At 45.2% G+C, this 20742-nt stretch carries 19 protein-coding genes and 4 pseudogenes; 10 read left to right on the forward strand and 13 right to left on the reverse strand.

The window, feature by feature from the left end; all coding sequences use genetic code 11:
- Positions 1-33: 33 nt before the first annotated feature.
- Positions 34-228: a hypothetical protein gene (locus QUB61_RS30880; RefSeq protein ID WP_333130319.1), complete on the reverse strand. Its 195-nt coding sequence runs from the start codon at positions 226-228 to the stop codon at positions 34-36.
- A 450-nt stretch (positions 229-678) separates the two neighbouring features.
- Between QUB61_RS30880 and rbfA the strand changes: the two genes are divergently transcribed.
- The 3 genes from rbfA (at position 679) to QUB61_RS30895 (ending at position 3681) form a co-directional block, all read left to right on the forward strand.
- The gene (rbfA, locus tag QUB61_RS30885) at positions 679-1101 is read left to right on the forward strand and encodes a 30S ribosome-binding factor RbfA (RefSeq protein ID WP_333130317.1); all 423 of its coding nucleotides are present in this window, start codon (positions 679-681) and stop codon (positions 1099-1101) included.
- A 184-nt stretch (positions 1102-1285) separates the two neighbouring features.
- Complete coding sequence (locus QUB61_RS30890; protein ID WP_333130314.1) at positions 1286-2920, forward strand: glycoside hydrolase family 3 N-terminal domain-containing protein; 1635 nt, start codon at positions 1286-1288, stop codon at positions 2918-2920.
- A 530-nt stretch (positions 2921-3450) separates the two neighbouring features.
- Positions 3451-3681 carry a DUF4327 family protein gene (locus QUB61_RS30895; protein ID WP_332958422.1) on the forward strand — a complete coding sequence of 77 codons (231 nt, stop codon included), beginning with the start codon at positions 3451-3453 and terminating at the stop codon, positions 3679-3681.
- Between the two features lie 199 nt (positions 3682-3880).
- Here the strand turns inward: QUB61_RS30895 and QUB61_RS30900 are convergent, their stop codons facing one another.
- From QUB61_RS30900 to QUB61_RS30920, 7 genes and pseudogenes are all read right to left on the reverse strand, one after another.
- Positions 3881-4285 (reverse strand): hypothetical protein, encoded by a 405-nt coding sequence (locus tag QUB61_RS30900; RefSeq protein WP_333130312.1) that lies wholly within the window; start codon positions 4283-4285, stop codon positions 3881-3883.
- A gap of 12 nt (positions 4286-4297) precedes the next feature.
- Positions 4298-4462 carry a hypothetical protein gene (locus QUB61_RS30905; protein WP_333130310.1) on the reverse strand — a complete coding sequence of 55 codons (165 nt, stop codon included), beginning with the start codon at positions 4460-4462 and terminating at the stop codon, positions 4298-4300.
- Positions 4463-4699: 237 nt separating this feature from the next.
- On the reverse strand, positions 4700-5830 hold the full coding sequence (locus QUB61_RS30910; RefSeq protein WP_333130308.1) for an ABC transporter ATP-binding protein: 1131 nt from the start codon (positions 5828-5830) through the stop codon (positions 4700-4702).
- A gap of 50 nt (positions 5831-5880) precedes the next feature.
- On the reverse strand, positions 5881-6105 hold the full coding sequence (locus QUB61_RS40155) for a hypothetical protein (protein WP_445300278.1): 225 nt from the start codon (positions 6103-6105) through the stop codon (positions 5881-5883).
- Positions 6106-6111: 6 nt separating this feature from the next.
- Positions 6112-6237: pseudogene (locus QUB61_RS40160) on the reverse strand (phosphohydrolase); the annotation flags it as partial.
- Positions 6179-6322 (reverse strand): hypothetical protein, encoded by a 144-nt coding sequence (locus tag QUB61_RS40165; protein ID WP_445300277.1) that lies wholly within the window; start codon positions 6320-6322, stop codon positions 6179-6181. The pseudogene QUB61_RS40160 and the gene QUB61_RS40165, both read right to left, overlap by 59 nt.
- A gap of 168 nt (positions 6323-6490) precedes the next feature.
- A pseudogene (locus QUB61_RS30920) lies at positions 6491-6577 on the reverse strand (phosphohydrolase); the annotation flags it as partial.
- A gap of 144 nt (positions 6578-6721) precedes the next feature.
- Between QUB61_RS30920 and QUB61_RS30925 the strand changes: the two are divergent.
- Positions 6722-7345, forward strand: a complete 624-nt coding sequence (locus QUB61_RS30925) for a Uma2 family endonuclease (RefSeq protein WP_333130305.1) — start codon at positions 6722-6724, stop codon at positions 7343-7345.
- An 812-nt stretch (positions 7346-8157) separates the two neighbouring features.
- Here QUB61_RS30925 and QUB61_RS30930 read toward each other — a convergent pair.
- Complete coding sequence (locus QUB61_RS30930; RefSeq protein WP_333130303.1) at positions 8158-8319, reverse strand: hypothetical protein; 162 nt, start codon at positions 8317-8319, stop codon at positions 8158-8160.
- Positions 8320-8441: 122 nt separating this feature from the next.
- Between QUB61_RS30930 and QUB61_RS30935 the strand changes: the two genes are divergently transcribed.
- The 3 genes and pseudogenes from QUB61_RS30935 to QUB61_RS40170 form a co-directional block, all read left to right on the forward strand.
- Positions 8442-11204, forward strand: a complete 2763-nt coding sequence (locus QUB61_RS30935) for an ATP-binding protein (RefSeq protein WP_333130302.1) — start codon at positions 8442-8444, stop codon at positions 11202-11204.
- A complete protein-coding gene (locus QUB61_RS30940) occupies positions 11197-12528 on the forward strand; it encodes a response regulator (RefSeq protein WP_333130300.1) in 1332 nt (443 codons plus the stop codon). Before QUB61_RS30935 ends, QUB61_RS30940 begins: the two co-directional genes overlap by 8 nt.
- Before the next feature lie 108 nt (positions 12529-12636).
- Positions 12637-12843 (forward strand): annotated as a pseudogene (locus tag QUB61_RS40170) (adenylate/guanylate cyclase domain-containing protein); the annotation flags it as partial.
- Here QUB61_RS40170 and QUB61_RS30945 read toward each other — a convergent pair.
- The 4 genes and pseudogenes from QUB61_RS30945 to QUB61_RS30960 all read right to left on the reverse strand — a co-directional run.
- A complete protein-coding gene (locus tag QUB61_RS30945; RefSeq protein ID WP_333130298.1) occupies positions 12843-13742 on the reverse strand; it encodes a DMT family transporter in 900 nt (299 codons plus the stop codon). The pseudogene QUB61_RS40170 and the gene QUB61_RS30945 overlap by 1 nt on opposite strands.
- A gap of 151 nt (positions 13743-13893) precedes the next feature.
- Complete coding sequence (locus QUB61_RS30950) at positions 13894-15285, reverse strand: FAD-binding protein (protein WP_333130296.1); 1392 nt, start codon at positions 15283-15285, stop codon at positions 13894-13896.
- Positions 15286-15352: 67 nt separating this feature from the next.
- A complete protein-coding gene (gene mtnC / locus QUB61_RS30955) occupies positions 15353-16027 on the reverse strand; it encodes an acireductone synthase (protein WP_333130294.1) in 675 nt (224 codons plus the stop codon).
- Positions 16028-16460: 433 nt separating this feature from the next.
- Positions 16461-16900: pseudogene (locus tag QUB61_RS30960) on the reverse strand (transposase); the annotation flags it as partial.
- 188 nt (positions 16901-17088) lie between these two features.
- Between QUB61_RS30960 and QUB61_RS30965 the strand changes: the two are divergent.
- The 3 genes from QUB61_RS30965 to QUB61_RS30975 all read left to right on the forward strand — a co-directional run bounded on the left by QUB61_RS30965 (position 17089) and on the right by QUB61_RS30975 (position 20414).
- Entirely contained in the window at positions 17089-17382 is a 294-nt protein-coding gene (locus QUB61_RS30965) for a hypothetical protein (protein WP_333130292.1), read from the forward strand.
- Between the two features lie 179 nt (positions 17383-17561).
- Positions 17562-18065, forward strand: a complete 504-nt coding sequence (locus tag QUB61_RS30970) for an ATP-binding protein (protein ID WP_333130290.1) — start codon at positions 17562-17564, stop codon at positions 18063-18065.
- Between the two features lie 108 nt (positions 18066-18173).
- A complete protein-coding gene (locus tag QUB61_RS30975) occupies positions 18174-20414 on the forward strand; it encodes an ATP-binding protein (RefSeq protein ID WP_333130288.1) in 2241 nt (746 codons plus the stop codon).
- The last annotated feature ends 328 nt before the right edge of the window (positions 20415-20742 follow it).

Below are 20742 nucleotides of genomic sequence, written 5' to 3' on the forward strand. Positions count from 1 at the left end.
TTTTTTTACCATCTGGAGCAATTCATTTGTGCTCTAGTGTAACACACTTTTAAGACTGACACCCTGTTGTTGGGGTTGAACATGACCAGTCTTTTGTTTTTGTTTTAAAATTTTTTTAATAAACCCTTTACTTACATCAAATCTGGCGGCTACTTTCCTAATTGATGTATCATCTTGTTCATAACTTTTAACTATTTTATCACGAAACTCGCTCGAATCAGGTTTCATTTTTTTTTCTTATGTACTGAATGCACTGTATTATATATACATGGAATATGCGGTATTTTAGGCTGCCATCTTCGTTATATTCAAGTTCATGATATTTTCCCCCTAACCCTAAGTCGTCAAGACATCGTTGGTAGTTTTTGGCTCCCATATCGAAAGGGTTAGTCCTGTTCAATCTTGCCCATTCAGCTATCTTTAGCTGGTTAGTTACCCCTCTCCGCATCGGCTACGGTTTTGACAATCCAATCAAACATTTTTTTCCTATAAGCTGTATCTCACTCTACCTCTCTAGATTAGCTATATATTCACCTATAGGCCATCAAACATTTTTTTTCCTCTAAGCTGTATCTCACCCCTAACTCGGACGATCGCCCGTAACACCCCTGACCGATCGCGCTACAATTGTGGATCGGGATAAAAACGGCTGATTAGGAAAGTAGAGGAGTAGGTGCTATGGCTACAAGTCGTCGCATTGAGCGTGTAGCTTCAATGGTTAAACGGGAAGTCAGCCTGATGTTGCTGAATGGAATCAAGGACGACCGGGTAGGTGCCGGTATGGTTAGCGTTACCGATGTAATTGTTTCGGGAGACCTTCAGCATACAAAAATTTTTGTCAGCATCTACGGTACTGATGAGGCAAAGGCTGAGACTATGGAGGGTTTGAAATCTGCAACTAGCTACGTCCGCAGCCAGTTGGGCCAACGATTGCAACTGCGTCGGACGCCGGAAGTGATTTTTCTCGAAGACCATTCTTTGGAACGGGGCGATAAAATGCTGATACTGCTGAATCAGCTTTCTGCAGATCGCAAACCGGATATTCTAGATGGGGAGGAAGAATTTGCTGGCGATGAAATTGACGAAACAGATGAGGATTAGTGTCTGAAGCCAGTCAACAGTTAACAGTCATTAGTCATTAGTCATTAGTCATTAGTTAACAATTACCAAGACGATGAAATTGACGAAACAGATGAGGATTAGTGCCTGAAGCCAGTCAACAGTTAACAGTTAACACTCAACACTCAACACTCAACACTCAACACTCAACAATTCCCAATTACCCATGATTGACAATCTTTCCTTACCAGAACTGGTGGCCCAGATGTTCGTGGTGCGCGCTTCAGGCTACTTGTTCGACCACCAAATTCGCTACCCTTCATGGGAACCAACTGCTAGCAAACTCCGCTATTATCTGGAAAAGTTGGGCGTCGGCGGTGTGATTTTGGTGGGGGGAAGTGCTGCGGAGTTGGCGGTTCGATCGCACCAATTGCAGTCTTGGGCTAAGTTTCCGCTGCTGCTGGCGGCTGATATTGAGGAAGGTGTCGGCCAGCGGTTCGCGGGGGCGACTTGGTTCGGGCCGCCGATGGCAATTGCCCAAGTGGCGCAGCATGATTCAGAAGCGGCCGATCGATATGCTGAACAAATGGGCGCTGTCACTGCGATCGAAGCGAGGGCGATCGGTCTGAATTGGATTCTCGGACCAGTGGTTGATGTTAACAACAATCCCGACAATCCTGTAATTAACGTCCGCGCTTTTGGCGAGACACCGGAAATTGTCGGAAAATTAGCTGCTGCTTTTATTCGCGGCGCAGCCCAACACCCGGTTTTGACTACTGCTAAGCATTTTCCCGGCCACGGAGACACGGCGGTTGATTCTCACTTGGAATTGCCGGTTTTGCCGCATTCGCCAGCGAGATTGGCAAGAGTTGAGTTGCCTCCTTTTGTTGAGGCGATCGCCGCTCATACCGATGCTGTGATGAGTGCTCACTTGCTGATTCCGGCTTGGGATGCCGAGTTTCCTGCTACTCTTTCTCGCAAAATTTTGATCGGGAAGCTGCGACAAGAGTTGGGATTTGAAGGTTTGATCGTGACGGATGCTTTGGTCATGGGTGCGATCGCCAATAAGTACGGCCCTAATGAAGCTGCTGTTTTGGCTGCTGAGGCTGGTGCTGATGTTTTGCTGATGCCGCTTGACCCGGAAGGGGCGATTCTCGCTGTCTGCGAAGCTGTCACTCAAGGGCGGCTTTGCATAGCACAAATCAAGGAATCTGTCAAGCGAATTTGGAAGGCGAAAATAAAGGTGGGTTTGCCGATTTCTGACCCCCCCCAACCCCCCCTTGCTAAGGGGGGGAGCAAGAATCTAGAGTCGATCGACTTAAGTTTGCTGGCAAATCCACAGGCAAGGTCAACTGCTGCGGATATTTTGCGAGATTCTTTGAAATTTGGAGGTTCTCTGCCTTTAATTGCGAAAAAGCCCGCAGAAAACCAGCTTTTGCGGAATTTGATTATTGTAGATGATGTTTTGGGATGCGAGTTTTTGGGCAAGCACACTCCGGCTTGCGCCCTTCCCGAACAGTTTGGTTACGAATTGCAACTGATTGACGATCGCACAGGGGCGATCGCTGATAATACAGGTGCAGAGCATTTTTCTCCGACACTGCTGCAAATTTTCATTCGCGGCAATTGCTTCCGAGGCAGTGCTGGTTTGACCGAAGCAGCTCAAGATTGGTTTAAGAAATTATTAAACACCGGAGAACTGCAAGCCGTCTTAATTTACGGCAGTCCCTACGTTTTAGAGCAATTTTTGCCACACTTGCCTCCGAGTATTCCTTATGTATTTTGTTTTGGGCAGATGCCGGCCGCGCAATCTCTAGCTATGGAATTGCTATTCGGCATTGAGGCAACGGGCAATGCTTGAGCTGCCCGACTCCTGAATCCTTTCTCTGCTGCTGCGTCAGGACTTAAATTTATAAACCCGGTTTCTCGCAAGAAATTTTGCCTTTGGCAGGGAAGCATCCAGAAACCGGCAATCGGGCTCTGGTGCCTAAGTCCTGAATAGATACCAGTTTCAAAAAAGAATGCAACTGTAGGCGCGTGCTGCAAACCCATATCCAGTCAGTCATTCCCAATTCTCAAATCTATAATCGCTCGACGGGGGCGCGACTCGACGGATCTGCGATCGCGATCGCCGAACCTCTGACCCCCAAGTCGAAAATCTCAAATGGTATGAGCTTTGCAACAGATTTGCCTGTTAGCAGGCTAAATGGCTCGCGTCTATCAATCTTTAGACAGATCCGATCGCTACTTATCATTGTTAGAATTTTTAACTTAAGCGTAATGAATTGTATACCTCTATACTGAAAAAATTTAACTTACATATCCGGAATTTTGGATTATATTATTAAAAAGGTCATAATTTTTTTTTTACTAAAACCTTGAGGGCGCATTATGATTCAGTCAACTATCAAAATCCAATACTCTTTAGATGTCATCCAGGATGAAGCCCGCCACCTCGTGCACGAGGGCGTGCTGAGCCGCCAACAGCCTATCTACACGCTGTGCCAATTCATTCCGCCCCGGGAATGGGCTTGCGTGGAGTGCGAGTTAGAAAAATGCGACTTCTTGCTGCGCGATCGTATCGCCGACTTGATCGGTTCTGAAAAATGGGACAACGACTAAATTGGGGTTTTCTTAAATAGACCTCTGGCAAAAGTCCTTTTCATAAATTTATTGGACGGGCAAGATGCCCATCCCACAAGAAAAAATAACTCTTGTGGGATGGGCATCTTGCCCGTCCTCGTTATTTTTGCAAGAGGTCTAATAAGTTTGCCAGTCAGTTTCCAAGTAAATTCCCGCTGTGTTAAAGACTCTTGATTCTTTAATCCTGGGAATTTTCGGCGCGCAATTTTTCCAACTCGACCCTGAGGGCTGCCATGTGTGCAGTTAATTCTTGAATCTCTAGCTTTACGTCAGGTTGTACAACCGAGTCGGGAGGAGCGTCCGTGGCTGCATCGGATTGCTTGGGTGAGACGGATTCGCTGTCTGCATTCTCCCGACTACCCGGTTGAGAGAAAATAGTATCTACAAAATTCCGGGCTTCTCGATCGGTCATTTCTCCTTTTTCCAGCAATTCCGATGCTAGCTCGCCCAAATCAGACTTCAGTTTATCAAGATTTTCTTCTCGCTTTAGCGGATCTTGCAATGTCTCAATTAAAAAGGAAGTTGCACCTAAAGTTAGGTGAAATCCTGTTTGCAGCATTTGAGGCAGGTTGTCGGGATTCATCTAAAAATGCCGCTAGAAGGTTTTTCTGAGTTTTTGGTTCGCCCGTTGCTCCCAAGTCGGCGCCCTCTGCCGCTTGGGAGCGGGAAGATCCGCAGTTGTGGGTCGCGATCGCGCCGAGCCAGGAACGATCGGTCTTTGAGAGAATACTTTTTTTTGGGCGGATACTAATTGTATCATTACTTCGGAAATTGATAAATGTCAACTGTAAATTTTTGTAACTATAAATAGAAACCTCCCCACTCGAAAAATCAGTCGATTTTAGATTTTAGATTTTAGATTTTAGATTGAATAGGAATTACGCACTGCCACCCTGAGAAACCGGGCTTTTTACCGAGACTTGCCTGCTGCAACGAAATATTGCTGTAAAAAAACCGGGTTTCGGAGCACCAGCGCGTCTAGAAATGTTGAATCGAGTTAAGGATACAGCGCCTCACCTGTGGATGGGTCAAATATAAATAGTCGATCGAAGTCAAGCTGTACCCTCAGCCGATCGCCCGATCGCCAGCGAACACTCGCAGGTACTTGCACCTGTACAGTAGTTTCAGCGCTCAACAAAGGCAAACTCGCCCGGATTAAAGTTTCTCGCCCCAGAGGTTCCACTACTTTTACCTCTAAATCAAGAGGGACTTTTTCTAATGCCCAAACATCGGTTTTCAAATCATCTTCTGCTGTTTGTGGCGTAAAGATTTCTATATTTTCAGGACGGATGCCCAATTCTAATCCTTGTCCTTCTCTCGGCTGCAATTTTTTCTGAATCGAGGGCGGACAGGCTAAATGTTGATTTCCCACTAGAAAAGATTCGTTAGTATAAGTTGCAGGCAAAATGTTCATGGCGGGATTGCCTAAAAATGTGGCAACCATGCGGTTAGCTGGTTTGGCATAAATGCTTTGCGGCTCTCCAATTTGTTGAATTTTTCCCTTATTTAAGACTACAATCTTATCAGCTAAAGTCATCGCTTCCACTTGGTCGTGGGTGACGTAAACTGTGGTAATTCCCAGCCGTTGATGCAGTTGTTTGAGTTCTGCTCTAGTGTCGTCTCGCAGTTGAGCATCGAGGTTAGAAAGCGGTTCATCTAAAAGGAATACTTTCGGTTCGCGGGCGATCGCCCTTCCCAGTGCTACCCGCTGCTGCTGTCCGCCTGATAGCTGTTTGGGCTTACGCTTCAGGAGGTGATCGATCGAGAGCGATCGGGCTACTGTTTCGACTCGTTCTTGAATTTTAGTCGGGTCAACATTCCGCATCCGCAATCCAAAAGCCAGATTTTCCGCGACAGTCATGTGCGGGTAAAGCGCGTAATTTTGAAACACCATTGCAACGTCCCGCTGTCTCGCCGGAATGTTGTTAACTAAATTATCTCCGATGTAAAGATTACCGGAAGTTGCTGTTTCTAAACCTGCAATTGTCCGCATAATTGTCGATTTTCCGCAGCCGGAAGGCCCGACTAATACCCAAAATTCCCCGTCCGGGATTTTGAAGCTGATGTTTTCGATCGCGGTGACGTTTTGGTAGCGTCGGGTAATATTTTCTAAGCGAACATTTGCCATTTTGTGACTGTAATTGGTAATTGATAATTAGTGATTTTTACCTTCAGTCTTCAGCCTTCAGAAAACTGTTCCCATTCTAAAACTGTGCGGTCTAATTCTTCAACTATAGGCGTTAACTCAGCTTGGCGGAATGCTTCTACTAAAGAACGATAATACCAGAGAGAACCGTCTTTGCCACCTTTGAGGCGTTCCCAAACACAGTCGCCCAATTGACGGGAATCTTTCAGGATCGATCGAACATTATAAAGTTTATCAGCAGCCGAGACTAATCTCACTGAGCCAGAAGCTGTAGAAATGCGATCGATATAAGCTTGTTTTCGCTGTCGCCAAGGGGGTTTCGGCGTCTCGTCACTGTCGGTACAGCCGTCTACAATCGCTGTGACGGTATCGCCAAAGTGGCGGCGGATCGCGAGAGCGGGTGGTGGCGCCGCCTCGATTATCGATCGCCGGAGTGAAGCAAAGCGGCGATCGCCTCATCTTCATTTGCCCCATATTCTAAAGCTATACTAAGCTGTTGTGCATTTAAATTGTATATTTCGAGTCCCGATCAAAAATCGTCAAATCCTCTCCCCCTCTCCCCTTCACCCCCTCTCCCTCTCTAATACCATAGGCAATCTAGATGCAACACAGCTTAGCAGTGCCCAACAAATGGGCAATCTAGGGAACCCCGGAACCTTTGCGGACTTGGGTAGCGTGCAATTCCGTGGCATAGGTGAGGGCTTCTGAAAAACGGTTTGAGAGAATCATGAAAGTCACCTTTCTGAATTGCTATGATATATAAATTGTCGGGCTAAGTTGAAAAGACAAAATCTACCAAGTTCAATCATGTCATTAAATGCGCTCGATAGCGATCGTGTGTAAACTTAAAATCATCAAAAAGAGGTGGCGCTTGTGACAGTTACTACAATTTCACCCAAAAATGCCGACAAAAAATTAGAGCCAGAATCACAGCCCAAAATAGAAGTTATACCAGAAATACACCCAGAATCTGAGCAAGGAAAAGTCATACCTCTTGAAGAGTTTTTAGTCAAGCCTGCTGATAGAATGGAATGGGTTGACGGCAACTTAGTGGAGAAAACAGGAATGACATTCAAGCATGGTCTCGCTCAAGTTAATCTAGCTACTTCCTGGAAAAATTACAAAAATTCCAGCGGACAGGGAGGAGAAGTTGTTACAGAAGTCCTTTGCCGCACTAGCAAGCAGGGTCGCCGTCCCGATGTTGCTTACATTACTCCTGAACTGCTGCCAGAATCAGGTAATTTTACAGCATTTTCCCAAAGTTTTCCTTTGATAGCGGAAGTTGCTTCCCCCGAAGATAGCGGCGAAGAGTTATTTGCGAAAGCTCAGGAATATTTGGAATCGGGATGTTTAGAAGTTTGGTTGCTATTTCCTGAAGCTAGATTAATATTTGTGAATGCAGGGCAAAGTTGGCTGTTGTTTAATGCAGATGAAGTTGTTAACACTCAAACTGTACTTGCAGGCTTTAGCGTAGCAGTCAGTCAATTGTTGGCTTGAGGAATTTGTTAAACTAATTTATTAAAACCATAAAAACTTAATAAAAAAATAAATTTCAGGTGATAAATTTTAGGTTAAGACTTGGTTTAATGAGAAGGTGGGAGGGTTTAAATCGAGTTGAAGATAGCTCAAACTACAGATAACGAAAGAAGTATTGATACAGTCGAGCGCGATCGATATATAAAGTTTCGCTTTTTCCAATCAACGTCAAAGACATTTTTCTGGGTTTGAAAGAGTCGGCAACTTGACTTTATGATAATGGACAGGTAATCAATTTTTATGCGTCTGTTACCCGTTTGATTTTGCCGAGTTATGGCCTTTACTCAGGAACCAAAGCAGCGGTATAGTTGTTAACAGGGGTGTTTGCAAAAGAAGTCGGAGCGGGGGCATCAAAGTTAATTATTTTTCTCCAAAACCTACAAATACTGACTTGTTTCTAGATTGTAAAGTGGTTTAATATTCTAACCACTATAATTAAGGTATCTCTAAGGGTGGTATCTGTCCATGCCCAAGCCCGATGTATTTATTACGTTTGGCGTCACTCCAGAACAGAAAAAATTACTAAAGAAATATTGCCCGCCAGAAGTGAAAAATCAAACCTGTTGTGCTAAGAGATCGGATTAGGTGACTGACGCGTAGACTAAAAAGGACTGACCCTTTACGGTCAGCAGATTCCTCCCACGACTAGAAGCCCTCGGCTTTCTATGCGATTTTCTATAAGCGGTAGTCTTCGATGGAAATGGGGTTGAGAGATTTTTGGTGGAGTGCGTGCGATCGCCTTTAAATTTGAGCCAGAACGATCGCCCGATCGACTAAAAATCACACTCCGCTAATAGATCGCCCGCCGATCGCAGTCTCCGGGCCACTCCACCAATCAAGGGAACATCAACCAACTCAGCAATTGTTGCACTTGGGCGAACAAGAGAAAACCACTCGCAACTTGCTAATGCGACTGCTTGTTGGAGGTACGACATTAATTGTTAGCGTCGGTGTCTAGCCAGGAATTTAAGCGCCTTGAAAGACCCTACCAAGGTGGATTGAACATCAAGCTAGCAATTCCTCAAGTCTATTTTCCATACAAGCAACTAGCATTTCTATGTCAAACTCATCCCTGAATCTATCTAAACCTAAGTACAAACTTTCCCTGCGATCGCTCTTGATAGTCCCGTTTGTACTGCAAATCTTCGTAGCAGTTGGACTAACGGGATATTTTTCCCTGCGGAATGGACAGAAGGCAGTCAATGATGTTGCCACTCAGTTACGTCAAGAGATGAGCGATCGCCTCAACCTGCAAGTTCTGAACTATTTGGAACAACCTTATATTGCCGGACAAGTAATTGTGGCTGCGGCTCAGGAGAAACAGTTAGATTTAACCGATGTAGCGAAACTGGAGCAGATGCTCTGGCGGTTAGTCAGGCAAGACCTCATCGAACAAATGACGATTGCCAAGCCTGACGGCACGAGCGTCTCGATAGAGGAGCTAATAGATGGAAGTATCGTTTCTCGGATTGGTAGCAAAGCGAATCTCCCGCAGCGCTCAATTTATAGCCTAGACGATCGAGGCCAACAGATTGCCCTGATCGAAACTCAACCAGATTTTAATCCACTCAAACGACGTTGGTATACGCTTGCACAGGAAACCGGAAAACCAGCCTGGACAAAGCCCTTCCTAGGCAAGAGCACTAAAGAGGCTGCAATTTCCCTATACCAGCCAATCTATAGCGAGGAGGGAACGTTATTGGGGGTTCAAAATAGTGTCTTTCGGACTAGCAAGATTCATCGCTTTCTGAGTGAGCTAAAGGTAGGGCAGACGGGTCAAACTTTTATTATCGATCGGTCGGGTAATCTGGTTGCAAGTTCAACTATCAAAGAGCCTTACATCATTGACCTGAAAAATGAGGATTTGCAACAAATTCCAGCCGAGAAGTCTGAAAATTCTGTAATTCGTGCCACAGCGCAAGCAATTCTCGATCGGTTTGGCAACTTTACCGCCATTCAACAAAGTCAACAGCTTGATTTTATGCTGGCCAATCAGCGGCAGTTTGTTCAAGTTTCAACCATTCAAGACGAACGAAATATCGACTGGTTGAGCGTCGTTGTGGTGCCTGAATCAGATTTTATGGCACAAATCAATGCCAATACTCGCACCACCATTTTGCTGTGTCTAGGGGCTTTGGCGGTGACGACTACACTGGGTTTGTTAACTTCGCGTTGGATTACAAAACCGATTTTGCAGCTACAAAAAGCCAGTCAGGCTATTAGCTTCGGACAGTTAAATCAAACACTTCAGGTGCAAGGCATTAGTGAATTAGAATCGCTGGCAGATTCCTTTAACCAGATGGCAGGTCAACTCAAAACCTCCTTTATCAAACTGGAAAGTCGGGTTGAGGAACGCACCGCAGAACTGAAAGAAGCAAAACTGGTAGCCGATAGCGCGAACCAAGCAAAAAGCGAATTTCTCGCCAACATGAGCCACGAACTCCGCACTCCCCTCAACGGCATTTTGGGCTATGCTCAAATCCTCAATCGCAGCAGCGCATTGCCAGCAAAAGAACGTCATGGGGTAGAGGTCATTTACCAGTGCGGTTCTCATTTGCTGACGCTGATTAACGATGTGTTGGACTTGTCCAAAATTGAAGCAGGCAAACTAGAACTCACACCTAAAGCGATTCACTTTCCCTCATTCCTCCAAGGTGTGGCTGAAATCTGCCGCATTCGTGCTGACCAAAAAGGCATTGACTTCGTTTACGATCCCGATCCGCAGTTGCCGCATGGGGTTTTTGCCGATGAAAAACGGCTGCGGCAGGTATTACTCAACTTGGTGGGAAATGCGATTAAATTCACCGACAAAGGTGCTGTTACGATCGAGGTTGCCGTAGTTGAGAATCATGCCAATCCGTCCACTCGCTCTTTCAAATTTCAAGTTGAGGATACGGGCGTAGGAATTGCGCCCGATCAATTGGATAAAATTTTTCAGGCTTTTGAACAAGTGGGCGATCGCCAGCGCCAAGCCGAGGGCACGGGTTTAGGACTGGCGATCAGCCAAAGGATTGTCCAACTCATGAACGGACAAATCCAAGTTAAGAGCCAACCCGGAGTCGGAAGTGAGTTCTTTTTTGAGGTGGAACTGGCGATCGCCACCGATTGGGTACAGCAAAACTCCATCACAACAGGAAAACAAATTATTGGTTACGAAGGACAACGACGCAGCATACTTGTGGTAGACGATCGTTGGGAAAACCGAGCCGTTCTAGTCAACTTGTTAGAGCCACTAGGATTCCAACTTAGTGAGGCAGAAAATGGACAAGCAGGATTGGAAAAAATCCGACAGTCTCAACCTGACTTAGTGATTACAGATTTGGTGATGCCAGTGATGGACGGCTTTGAACTGCTCAAACAAATTCGCAGTGCAAATGATTTGCAACACCAGAAGATCGTTGTCTCTTCTGCATCAGTCGCACAAGCCGATCGACAGATGAGTGTAGATGCAGGGGCAAATGATTTCTTAGCAAAGCCAGTGGAAGTTAGTGAATTATTTAACCTCTTAGCCACTCATTTAAAATTGGAGTGGAAATATGAAACGACATCAAGTAATTCTCAGCCATCCACTCCGACGACTGGATTACAAAATTTAGAGATAACTATTTTTCCTGCCACTGTGGAGTTAAAGACGTTACTAGAAATGGCCCAAAAAGGCAATTTAAAACGGCTCCGAGAACACACAGAGCAGATTGCTCTATCTAACCCTCACTACGCTAGTTTTGCCTCACAAGTTATTCAACTTGCGAAGCAATTTAAAGCCGAAGAGATTGAAGACTTGCTGAAACAACACCTCACAAGGGAGAAAGCCGATGTCTAGTCCTGAATTAATTCTGGTGGTGGATGATACCCCTGCAAACTTAGAAGTGGTTTGTGAAACCTTAAGTGATGCGGGGTACGAAGTAGCAACCGCGATCGATGGCGAACGAGCTCTTAAGAGAGTCCAAGCTTATCCTCCCGATCTGATATTGCTGGATGTTCAAATGCCAGGAATTGACGGCTTTGAAACCTGCAAACGTCTGAAGGCAGAGCCGAAAACAGCCAGTATTCCCATCATTTTTATGACCGCTCTCTCCGATGCCCAGAGTAAGGAGAAAGGATTTGTCCTGGGTGCTGTGGACTACATCACCAAACCCTTTCAAGAAAAGGAGATGCTAGCACGGGTCAAAACTCATTTGCAGCTACGACAGTTAACTAAAAATCTCGAACAGCGTGTAGCTGAGCAAACGGCAGATTTAGAAGCAGCACTTATACAACTGCAACAGTCTCAGCTTCATTTAGTCCACAGGGAAAAAATGTCGGCTTTGGGCAATTTAGTGGCGGGTGTCGCCCACGAGATTAATAATCCGCTTGGCTTTATTGTTGGCAATCTGAAACCCGCTAAGGACTATATTAAAGACCTATTTCAAGTGATAGCTCTCTACCAAAAAGAACTCCCTAATCCTAGTGCCACCCTACAGGCAGCCGTGGAGGAAATAGACTTGGAATATTTACAAGAGGATTTACCTAAGTTAATCGATTCGATGCAAGAAGGAGTCGATCGCATTAACGCAATCAGCACGAGTTTAAGAACTTTCTCGCGTTCGGATTGCGATCGCCCCATTCATTGCAATATCCACGACGGCATTGACAGCACGCTCTTGATTCTCAAGCATCGCCTCAAAGCCAACGAATGTCGCCCGTCCATTGAAGTCATCACAGACTATGGCGATCTGCCACAGGTAGAATGCTTTGCCGGACAGTTGAATCAGGTATTTATGAATGTGCTGGCAAATGCGATCGATGCCCTTGAGGAATCAAATAAAGGACGCAGTTTTGCTCAGATCGAAGCCAACCCCAACCAGATTACTGTCAAAACCCAATTGTCCCAATCTCAGGCAGCGATCCGAATTCAGGATAATGGGATTGGCATGACTCCTGCCGTGCAGCAAAAAATCTTTGAGCATCTGTTTACCACCAAAGGCGTGGGGCAAGGAACAGGGCTGGGATTGGCGATCGCTCATCAAATCGTAGTCGAGAAACACTCTGGAACTCTAGAAGTTAACTCAACTTTAGGTGAAGGTACAGAGTTTGTGATTTCAATTCCGGTAAAGGCGATCGCTGTAAAAGACATTCAGGCAAAGATCTGCGTAGACGCAGTATAACAAATCATGGCAGCGGCGGTATAAAGATGATGGGTGATGCTGCAAAGGCGATCTGCCGCCGCTGAACTCAACCGTTGCGATCGATACCATTAACCAAACCATCCCAGTATGCCAGATGAATCATCGCCTCCTTCCTTCCCCAAGCTCTTTAAAGTGCCATTACAGGCGATCCTAATTGTTCCATTTGTTGTTCAAACGGTGGGGACAGTGGGTATTGTCGGTTATCTTTCCTTCAGGAATGGACAGAAGGCAGTGAACGATGTAGCTGCTCAGTTACGCAACGAGACGAGCTCACGCATCGTGCAAAATCTAACTCACTCAACTTTTTCTTTATTCAGCCCCATTATCGACAGAGTATTTACCAAAAGTGCCATAACGATCATTAGCATTCCAATTAGTTCAGTGGAAGAAGGAATTTCCCCTAATTGTATTGAAGATGCTAAAATACCTAGTATTGGTGTTAAGAGAGAACCTAAACCAACTATACCAGCAGGTAAATTTTTTAAAGCATATAGCCAAAGCAACCAAGCCAGAGCGCTTCCTGGAACTACGTTGTAAACTAAAGCGTAAATAAAAGCCGGGGACCAATTAATTGGTGGGAATTGTAGGAAGACATTCACCAAAGCAAGCGGCAAAAATCCAAATAACATTTGCCATGCAGTGAAAGAAAGCAAATCTATCTGCATCTTTTGCTGTAATTTTTTGGTAATGACTGCACTTGTGGCCCAACTAAATCCTGCTAAAACAGCTAGTCCTTTACTGACGACACCACTCGTGGAACTGAAAGGCAGTAATATAAATATTAGTCCAATAAAACTTAAGAAAATCCCAATCCATTGCATCTGACGCAAACGCTCTCCTAAGAAAATCCATGCTAATATAAGTAACCAAAATGACATTGTATATGTCAAAATTGCGGTTTTACCAGCTCCTCCACTAACTAGAGCATAAGTGGCTAAACCAATAAAACCTCCATGCTGCAAAATGCCAACACAAAATGTTGTCCAAATTTCTTTTGGTCTTATTGACTTGCCTAGACAGATCATCACTAAAAATAAACTTAAAGCCCCATAGAATGACCTCAAAGCCGCAAATGTAAAAGGTGAGGCATATTGTACGGCTATTTTCATCATCACCCAGTTGTATCCCCATATACAAGATAAACCAAGTAAGCAGAGAATAGCGATTATTTGAGAATATTTTGACTTTGGCATGATGATATTGGCTAACTTATTTTTTATATCTGTTTTTTGTCTAATTTGGAAAGCGGTTATGGGAAATATTATTTTAAATGCTATTTCCTACCGATTAATTATTAAGTAGGAATTGACATCCTCAGAAACTATTTGAAAAGTTTTTTCTTTATCAAATGCGACGCTTGAATAACTCATACAAGGATGACCGACGATCTATGAACCAGTCTTGCGGATCTAGCATTTGGCGCAGTTCATCCATTTTCCGATATCTCTCTTGATGGAGGTAATGGAGCTCGGCACGATTCGCACAGAGTTTGCCCCAATGTGTAGTCGGATGAAAATCCCGCAGTGCTACTTCTACTTTGCCGAGAATACGCTTAGCGATCGTCTCGCTGGCATATAACGACAAGTGTATAGCTAGGAAATAGTCCCTTGTACCATCGACATCGTAGCAGGGTGACATCAGTTGCCGATCGCTCTTGACGAACCGACATTTAATCCCTGATGGGAGCACTTCATAAAACATCGGAGATTCATCAGCAACGAGCAATAGACTGTCGAGAGCCTCACCAGCGCAATCGATAGGCACAAAGTATTCCGCCTGAAAATATTCGCCAACACCCAGCAAGTCTCGTTTAGAAAGCGTTGAATGATCCGCGATTACATCCCAGTATGTATCTGTAAAAGTCGTTTTCTCCTTAGTACAGATCCCTCCATAACAATGTAGGGCATCTTCATTAAGCAGTGTTCCCCCCATGTACTCTTGCTCATGAGATCGATCGTCTATGCCATTAGCTATCCTGCGAATATACAAGCGTACTGAGTGCCGATCCTTGTCCAGGTTAATCCGTAGCATTGATGAGAACAGGTCTGTGGATCTGACTATTTCGGGCAACAATGGCTTTAATCGCGCCCATCGATCCAACAAGTAGACGCTCTGCTTTAGATAAAACATTTTCACACACCGCAGGGTAACCGTCGCGACGATTCCAAGCACGCCCAAGTGGGTGAACATTTTGACATCATCCAACTTGTAAATTTCGCCCGTTGCTGTGACGATCTCCATAGAGACAAATTGCTGAGATAATATCTGTGCGCCCGATCCGTGAGACGCTGTGGCTGATGCACCTCCTACGGTGACCTTGGTATATGCACTGATGTCGGCTAAAGCAAGCCCCTGAGAGGCTAAGTACAGAATGAGTTCCGAATAGGTAATCCCCGCTTCGACAGTTACCTCCATCGTGTTGAGATTGATTTCGCGTACTTTGTTCATCAAGGTCATGTCAATAAGCAGATCGCAGGTGATGGTAGAGATCAACTGTTCCTGATGCTCTGTTTGGCACGATGCGGATGTTTTGAGGGGATGGGTTTGAGGAAATTGGAATGAGCATCGTTCCCCAAGTACATGAACTCTTTTCTGCTTGCTCGTTTCAAGCATACCAAAAGACTTTATTTTGTCCACCAGTTCACCGAGCGATCTCGGTCTGAAAACTCCTCTTTCGGAATGACTCAAAAAACGGATAGATTGATTGAAATTTAGCAAGTGTGCTTCATTTGTCATCGTTGACATATCTTGCATATTGATTTTTGGCTAAAATAGATTGTATTCCTCGGTGCAGAAAGATAGTTCACAAGGATATCTTTATATTTTCAAATGTCGAGATATCGGCGAGTCCACCTAAACGGTCGATATGAAGCGCCGCCATTCCCGCGCTACGTGCTGCCTCAACCTCAGATGGTGTATCTGACAGGAAGAGAACTTCGGCAGGTCTCGAGCCAATCGTTTCGGCAATTAAACGATAGGAATCAGCCTCGCGTTTCGATCCGGTCGATGTATCGAAATAGCCCGAGAGGATTGGGGTCAAATCTCCTGCTTCGCTAAATCCGAATAGTAATTTCTGCGCCGCAATTGATGCCGATGAGAAGATATAAAGTGCTATCCCAGCGGCGTGCCATTGCCTGAATGCTGTTTGTGCATCGACATAGATATGCCCCTTAAACGTGCCCTCATGAAAGCCTTCAGCCCAAATCATTCCCTGTAAAGTTTTGAGTGGCGCGATCTTCTGGTTTTCATCAATCCAGCGCTCCATCGTTGCAATCGGATCGCTAGGTTCAATTGCTGCAACCTCAGAAAGGATTGCAGCCGTTTTGTCTGGGTGTGCCATGCAATAGCTACCCAGCCTAGAACGAGAATAGGGAAACAGTATTTCGGTAAAGAAAGAACTGCTCGATGTCGTTCCTTCGATATCAGTCAATATTGCGTGTGGCTTTTGGATGTGCTTGAGTGTGGTGTTTTTTTGCATTGTAACCCCATCAAATTTCTACCCTAATGCTGTCTGTCGTTACGATCGCAGACAGTTTTTTTTGAACTGTTAAGTTGATGGGCGAGATTAAACCGAACTACGTAACATTATGTAAACAAGGCTAAATCACCCACGTTTTAGGGATTTAGATACTTTATAATCGTTTAGATAGTTTAGTTTTACAGCACCTACTTACTTATTTCTATCTCGAGCTTGCGCTTCAAGTAACACCTTGCTCAAGTATAGCTTTCTCCTCCCTCCGTCCGCATTAATTTTCTGTTTGGGAAAAGGGTAGTCGCAACGATCGCGCTTTTTGAGCTCCTTAGTCTCAACTCCAATAATTTAGGGCTTCCTGAATAAGCGATCGCTTTCTGGCGATCGGGAGCGAGCGATATATTCAAGCTCGATTTAAGATAAGTTCTTCATGCATTATCCTTTTTTTTTCAGGTGGGCTTGCGCTGGTTTCTCGCATTTTCTTGACCATTCCTTCGTTCACTTTATTAATTAGATTCTCACTAATTCGTTGTCTAAAATGAACGGCGGGGCGATGGGTCAAATGGCAGTTTATTACTGTATATTGATTGACCGATAAAGTATTGCAGATAGGGGTTTCCCCGGATTTGTTCGACAGTTGAGCGATAGCTAATTCCCAATTTTTCTTTAATAATTAATGCTCCCAACGCCATCCGAAAGGATTTGGCCCTTAAGCCGATAACTGTCGTGAAGTTTTCAGCATATTCTGCTTCAAACTCTGACCACGGGATTATTTCGGCCATTTTTACCCAACGGTTGAAGGAGTGACAACCTTCCTCCGAAGGGCAGTTCAAACTCGGATGGGCGGCTTGGGGCAAGCTCAACTTTTCGGTACGCGATCGCAGATAGTCTACCTCGTGTTTTGACCTATTTTACCTGTTTTCACGGCGATCTGCTCTGACCGCGGGATTATTTCTGCCATTTTTACCCAACGGTTGAAGGAGTGACAACCTTCCTCCCAAGGGCAGTTCAAACTCGGATGGGGGGATTGGGGCAAGCTCAAATTTTCGGTACACGATCGCACACGGGTGAAAACTCATTTGCAGCTACGACAGTTAACTAAAAATCTCGAACAGCGCGTAGCTGAGCAAACGGCAGATTTAGAAGCAGCACTTACACAACTGCAACAGTCTCAGCTTCATTTAGTCCACAGGGAAAAAATGTCGGCTTTGGGCAATTTAGTGGCGGGTATCGCCCACGAGATTAATAATCCGCTTGGCTTTATTGTTGGCAATCTGAAACCCGCTAAGGACTATATTAAAGACCTGTTTCAAGTGATAGCTCTCTACCAAAAAGAACTCGCCGATCCAAGTGCTTTGTAGGGGAGGGTTCGCCAACAATACCTGCCAACAATCTCCCATCTCAAAAACCCGCCCCGACCGGGATATTATGGTTAATCGATCGCATTAACGCAATCAGCACGAGTTTAAGAACTTTCTCGCGTTCGGATTGCGAGATCCCCATTCCTTACAATATCCAGCACGGGATTCACAGCACAATCTTGATTCTCAAGCATCGCCTCAAAGCCAACGAATGTCGCCCGTCCATTCAAGTCATCACAGACTATGGCGATCTGCCACAGGTAGAATGCTTTGCCGGACAGTTGAATCAGGTATTTATGAATCTGCTGGCAAATGCGATCGATGCCCTTGAGGAATCAAATAAAGGACGCAGTTTTGCTCAGATCGAAGCCAAACCCAACCAGATTACTGTCAAAACCCAATTGTCTCAATCTCAGGCAGCGATAGGAATTCAGGATAATGGGATTGGCATGACTCCTGCCGTGAAGCAAAAAATCTTTGAGCATCTATTTACCACCAAAGGCGTGGGGCAAGGAACAGGGATGGGATTGGCGATCGCTCATCAAATCGTAGTCGAGAAACACTCTGGAACTCTAGAAGTTAACTCAACTTTAGGTGAAGGTACAGAGTTTGTGATTTCAATTCCGCTCAAGGCGATCGCTGTAAAAGACATTCAAGCAAAGATCTGCGTAGACGGAGTATAACAAATCGTTGCAGCGGCGGTATAAAGATGATGGGTGATGCTGCAATGGTGATCTGCCCCCGCTGAACTCAACCGTTGTTATCGATACCATTAACGGAACAATGCCAGTATGCCAGATGAATCATCGCCTCCTTCCTTCCCCAAGCTCTTTAAAGTGCCATTACAGGCGATCCTAATTGTCCCATTCGTTATTCAAACTGTGGGGACAGTGGGTATTGTCGGTTATCTTTCCTTCAGGAATGGACAGAAGGCAGTGAACGATGTAGCTGCTCAGTTACGCAACGAGACGAGCTCACGCATCGCGCAAAATCTAACTCACTTGGTTGCCACTCCTTTTCAAGCGTTTGAAAGTTATGAAGCTGCACTAAGCCAAAACCGGATCGACCTTAATAACGGAAGGGATATAGAGAAGTTCCTGTGGCGACAACTTCCTGCTTTTAGGAATCTCAGCCTGACAGCGTTGATTACAACCAACCAAGAGTTTTTTGGGGCTGAGCGGCAAGATGATGGTGCGATCGTGATCCGCACTTCTGAAGGAGAAAATAACCGTGCGCTGACAACCTACCGTACTAACTCAAGTGGCGAGAGACTCGAAGTCATCAACGCAGGCAAGCCGAACTTTGACCCGCGCAAACGGCCCTACTACAAAATTCCCGTCGAACAAAAGCAAGCAACCTGGGGAAAAGTGTTTCCGCACATCAGTGGCAAAACGATGTATATTGCCCCTGGCAAACCCATATACAACTGGGCAGGTGAGCTGCAAGGCGTGTGGATGGCGAGCTTAAATTTGTCAATGATTGGGGATTTTCTCAGAACCCTCAAAATAGGCACTACCGGACAAAGTTTTATTCTAGAGCGCTCTGGAAAATTGATTGCCACCTCTACAGGCGAAAAACCGTTCCGATATCATGCAGACAAAGTTGTGCAACTGCCAGAACAGCGGGTTGAACGACTCAATGCGATCGATAGCGAAAATTTTACCACTCAAAAAACCAGCCAGTTTTTGCTAGAGAAGTTTCAAGATTTCGACCTGATCCAGGGATTTCAGCAGCTTGAGTTTTCCATTAACGGTACGCGCCAGTTCGTGCAAGTTACTCGTTTTCTCGATGGCAGGGGCATTGACTGGCTGGTGGTTGTCACTGTTCCAGAATCAGACTTTATGGGACAAATTAATGCCAATACTCAAAGTACGATTTTGTTAAGTCTACTGGCGCTAGCTATTTCTCTGGGAATTGGCATACTCACCAGTCGCTGGATTACTCAACCGATTTTGCAGCTAAATCAAGCATCGTCGGCAATGGCTGCCGGATCTCTGGACCAAGCGGTGACAGAATCATCCGTGTATGAGTTGCAACAACTCACGCAGTCCTTTAACCGTATGGCTCAACAGTTACAGGAATCATTTAACAGGCTGGAACAAGCCAATGAACAATTAGAGCATCGAGTCGAAGAACGCACGGCCCAGCTAAAAGCGGCAAAGCATGAAGTTGAAACTGCCCTCAGAGAACTACAACTGGCCCAGACTAAACTGATTCAAAGCGAGAAAATGTCGAGTTTGGGGCTGCTAGTTGCCGGAGTTGCCCATGAAATCAATAACCCCGTGAATTTCATCTATGGCAATCTCCGTCATGCCGATGAATACACTCAAGAACTCTTAAAACTCGTGCAAGCCTACCAGACTTATTACCCCGAACCTCCAGAAGCGATCGCACAGCAGTCAGAGGCGATGGATTTAGATTTTATAGTTAAGGATCTATCTAAGCTAATCGAATCAATGAAAGAGGGGGCGCGACGAATTCGACAAATTGTCTTAGCATTACGAACATTCTCTCGACTGGATGAAGCAGAAGTTAAAGCAATCAATATCCATGATGGCATTGATAGCACGCTGGTTATTCTGGGTAACCGTCTCAAGCCCAATCTGAATCATTCAAAAATAGAAATCCTGCGAAACTATGGTTCTCTTCCCCTGGTGGAGTGCTATCCGGGACCGCTCAATCAGGTTTTTATGAACATCTTATCTAACGCCATTGACGCCATTGAAATCGCGATCGAGGATGGACAACAAATTACTCCCACAATCTCCATTGATACGGATCTCATCGACGAGACTTGGGTTCAGATCCGAATTAGGGATAACGGCAACGGCATTCCAGAAGCTATCAAACAGAAAATCTTTGACCCCTTCTTTACAACCAAGCCGATTGGAAGTGGCACTGGCATGGGGCTGGCAATTAGTTATCAAATCGTCACTGACCGACATCAGGGCGCTTTAAGTTGCAGATCGCAATCTGGAGAAGGCACGGAGTTTGTAATTGAAATTCCCCTCAAACAGAAGTTGAGACATTAGCAGCTATGTAGAGAGTGAGTAGTTGTCATTGACTCGTGCGATCGCACGGCACTGAAGTGGATGAAACAAGCTACAAAGGACTGGTTCACAACAGCAAGATGACCGTGATTAAATGTTCTTTATTCCTTGGCTGCATTCTATCTCAACTCTCGAAGTGTTCCGCCCGTTAGCGCAGCCCGGGCGAGACGATCGCTCCTTCAAACTATCCAAACTATTGATATAGTAGTACGCGGTGCAAAAAACGGTAAACCGTCAGGAACCTCAGCTATCAGGCATGAGGCTTGAAGGAGAAATCTAACAAGCCGTTCCCCTAGGGCCTCAGTCTTAA

This window comes from Microcoleus sp. C2D2 (assembly GCF_036702495.1).
Classification (GTDB): Bacteria; Cyanobacteriota; Cyanobacteriia; order Cyanobacteriales; family Microcoleaceae; genus Microcoleus.

What these genes read in the sequence shown, in the direction of transcription:
- QUB61_RS30880 (WP_333130319.1), bottom strand. Translation starts at nt 228, where the DNA reads ATGAAACCTGATTCGAGCGAGTTTCGTGATAAAATAGTTAAAAGTTAT.
- rbfA (WP_333130317.1), top strand. Translation starts at nt 679, where the DNA reads ATGGCTACAAGTCGTCGCATTGAGCGTGTAGCTTCAATGGTTAAACGG.
- QUB61_RS30890 (WP_333130314.1), top strand. Translation starts at nt 1,286, where the DNA reads ATGATTGACAATCTTTCCTTACCAGAACTGGTGGCCCAGATGTTCGTG.
- QUB61_RS30895 (WP_332958422.1), top strand. Translation starts at nt 3,451, where the DNA reads ATGATTCAGTCAACTATCAAAATCCAATACTCTTTAGATGTCATCCAG.
- QUB61_RS30900 (WP_333130312.1), bottom strand. Translation starts at nt 4,285, where the DNA reads ATGAATCCCGACAACCTGCCTCAAATGCTGCAAACAGGATTTCACCTA.
- QUB61_RS30905 (WP_333130310.1), bottom strand. Translation starts at nt 4,462, where the DNA reads ATGATACAATTAGTATCCGCCCAAAAAAAAGTATTCTCTCAAAGACCG.
- QUB61_RS30910 (WP_333130308.1), bottom strand. Translation starts at nt 5,830, where the DNA reads ATGGCAAATGTTCGCTTAGAAAATATTACCCGACGCTACCAAAACGTC.
- QUB61_RS40165 (WP_445300277.1), bottom strand. Translation starts at nt 6,322, where the DNA reads ATGGGGCAAATGAAGATGAGGCGATCGCCGCTTTGCTTCACTCCGGCG.
- QUB61_RS30930 (WP_333130303.1), bottom strand. Translation starts at nt 8,319, where the DNA reads ATGTCGTACCTCCAACAAGCAGTCGCATTAGCAAGTTGCGAGTGGTTT.
- QUB61_RS30935 (WP_333130302.1), top strand. Translation starts at nt 8,442, where the DNA reads ATGTCAAACTCATCCCTGAATCTATCTAAACCTAAGTACAAACTTTCC.
- QUB61_RS30940 (WP_333130300.1), top strand. Translation starts at nt 11,197, where the DNA reads ATGTCTAGTCCTGAATTAATTCTGGTGGTGGATGATACCCCTGCAAAC.
- QUB61_RS30945 (WP_333130298.1), bottom strand. Translation starts at nt 13,742, where the DNA reads ATGCCAAAGTCAAAATATTCTCAAATAATCGCTATTCTCTGCTTACTT.
- QUB61_RS30950 (WP_333130296.1), bottom strand. Translation starts at nt 15,285, where the DNA reads ATGACAAATGAAGCACACTTGCTAAATTTCAATCAATCTATCCGTTTT.
- mtnC (WP_333130294.1), bottom strand. Translation starts at nt 16,027, where the DNA reads ATGCAAAAAAACACCACACTCAAGCACATCCAAAAGCCACACGCAATA.
- QUB61_RS30975 (WP_333130288.1), top strand. Translation starts at nt 18,174, where the DNA reads ATGCCAGATGAATCATCGCCTCCTTCCTTCCCCAAGCTCTTTAAAGTG.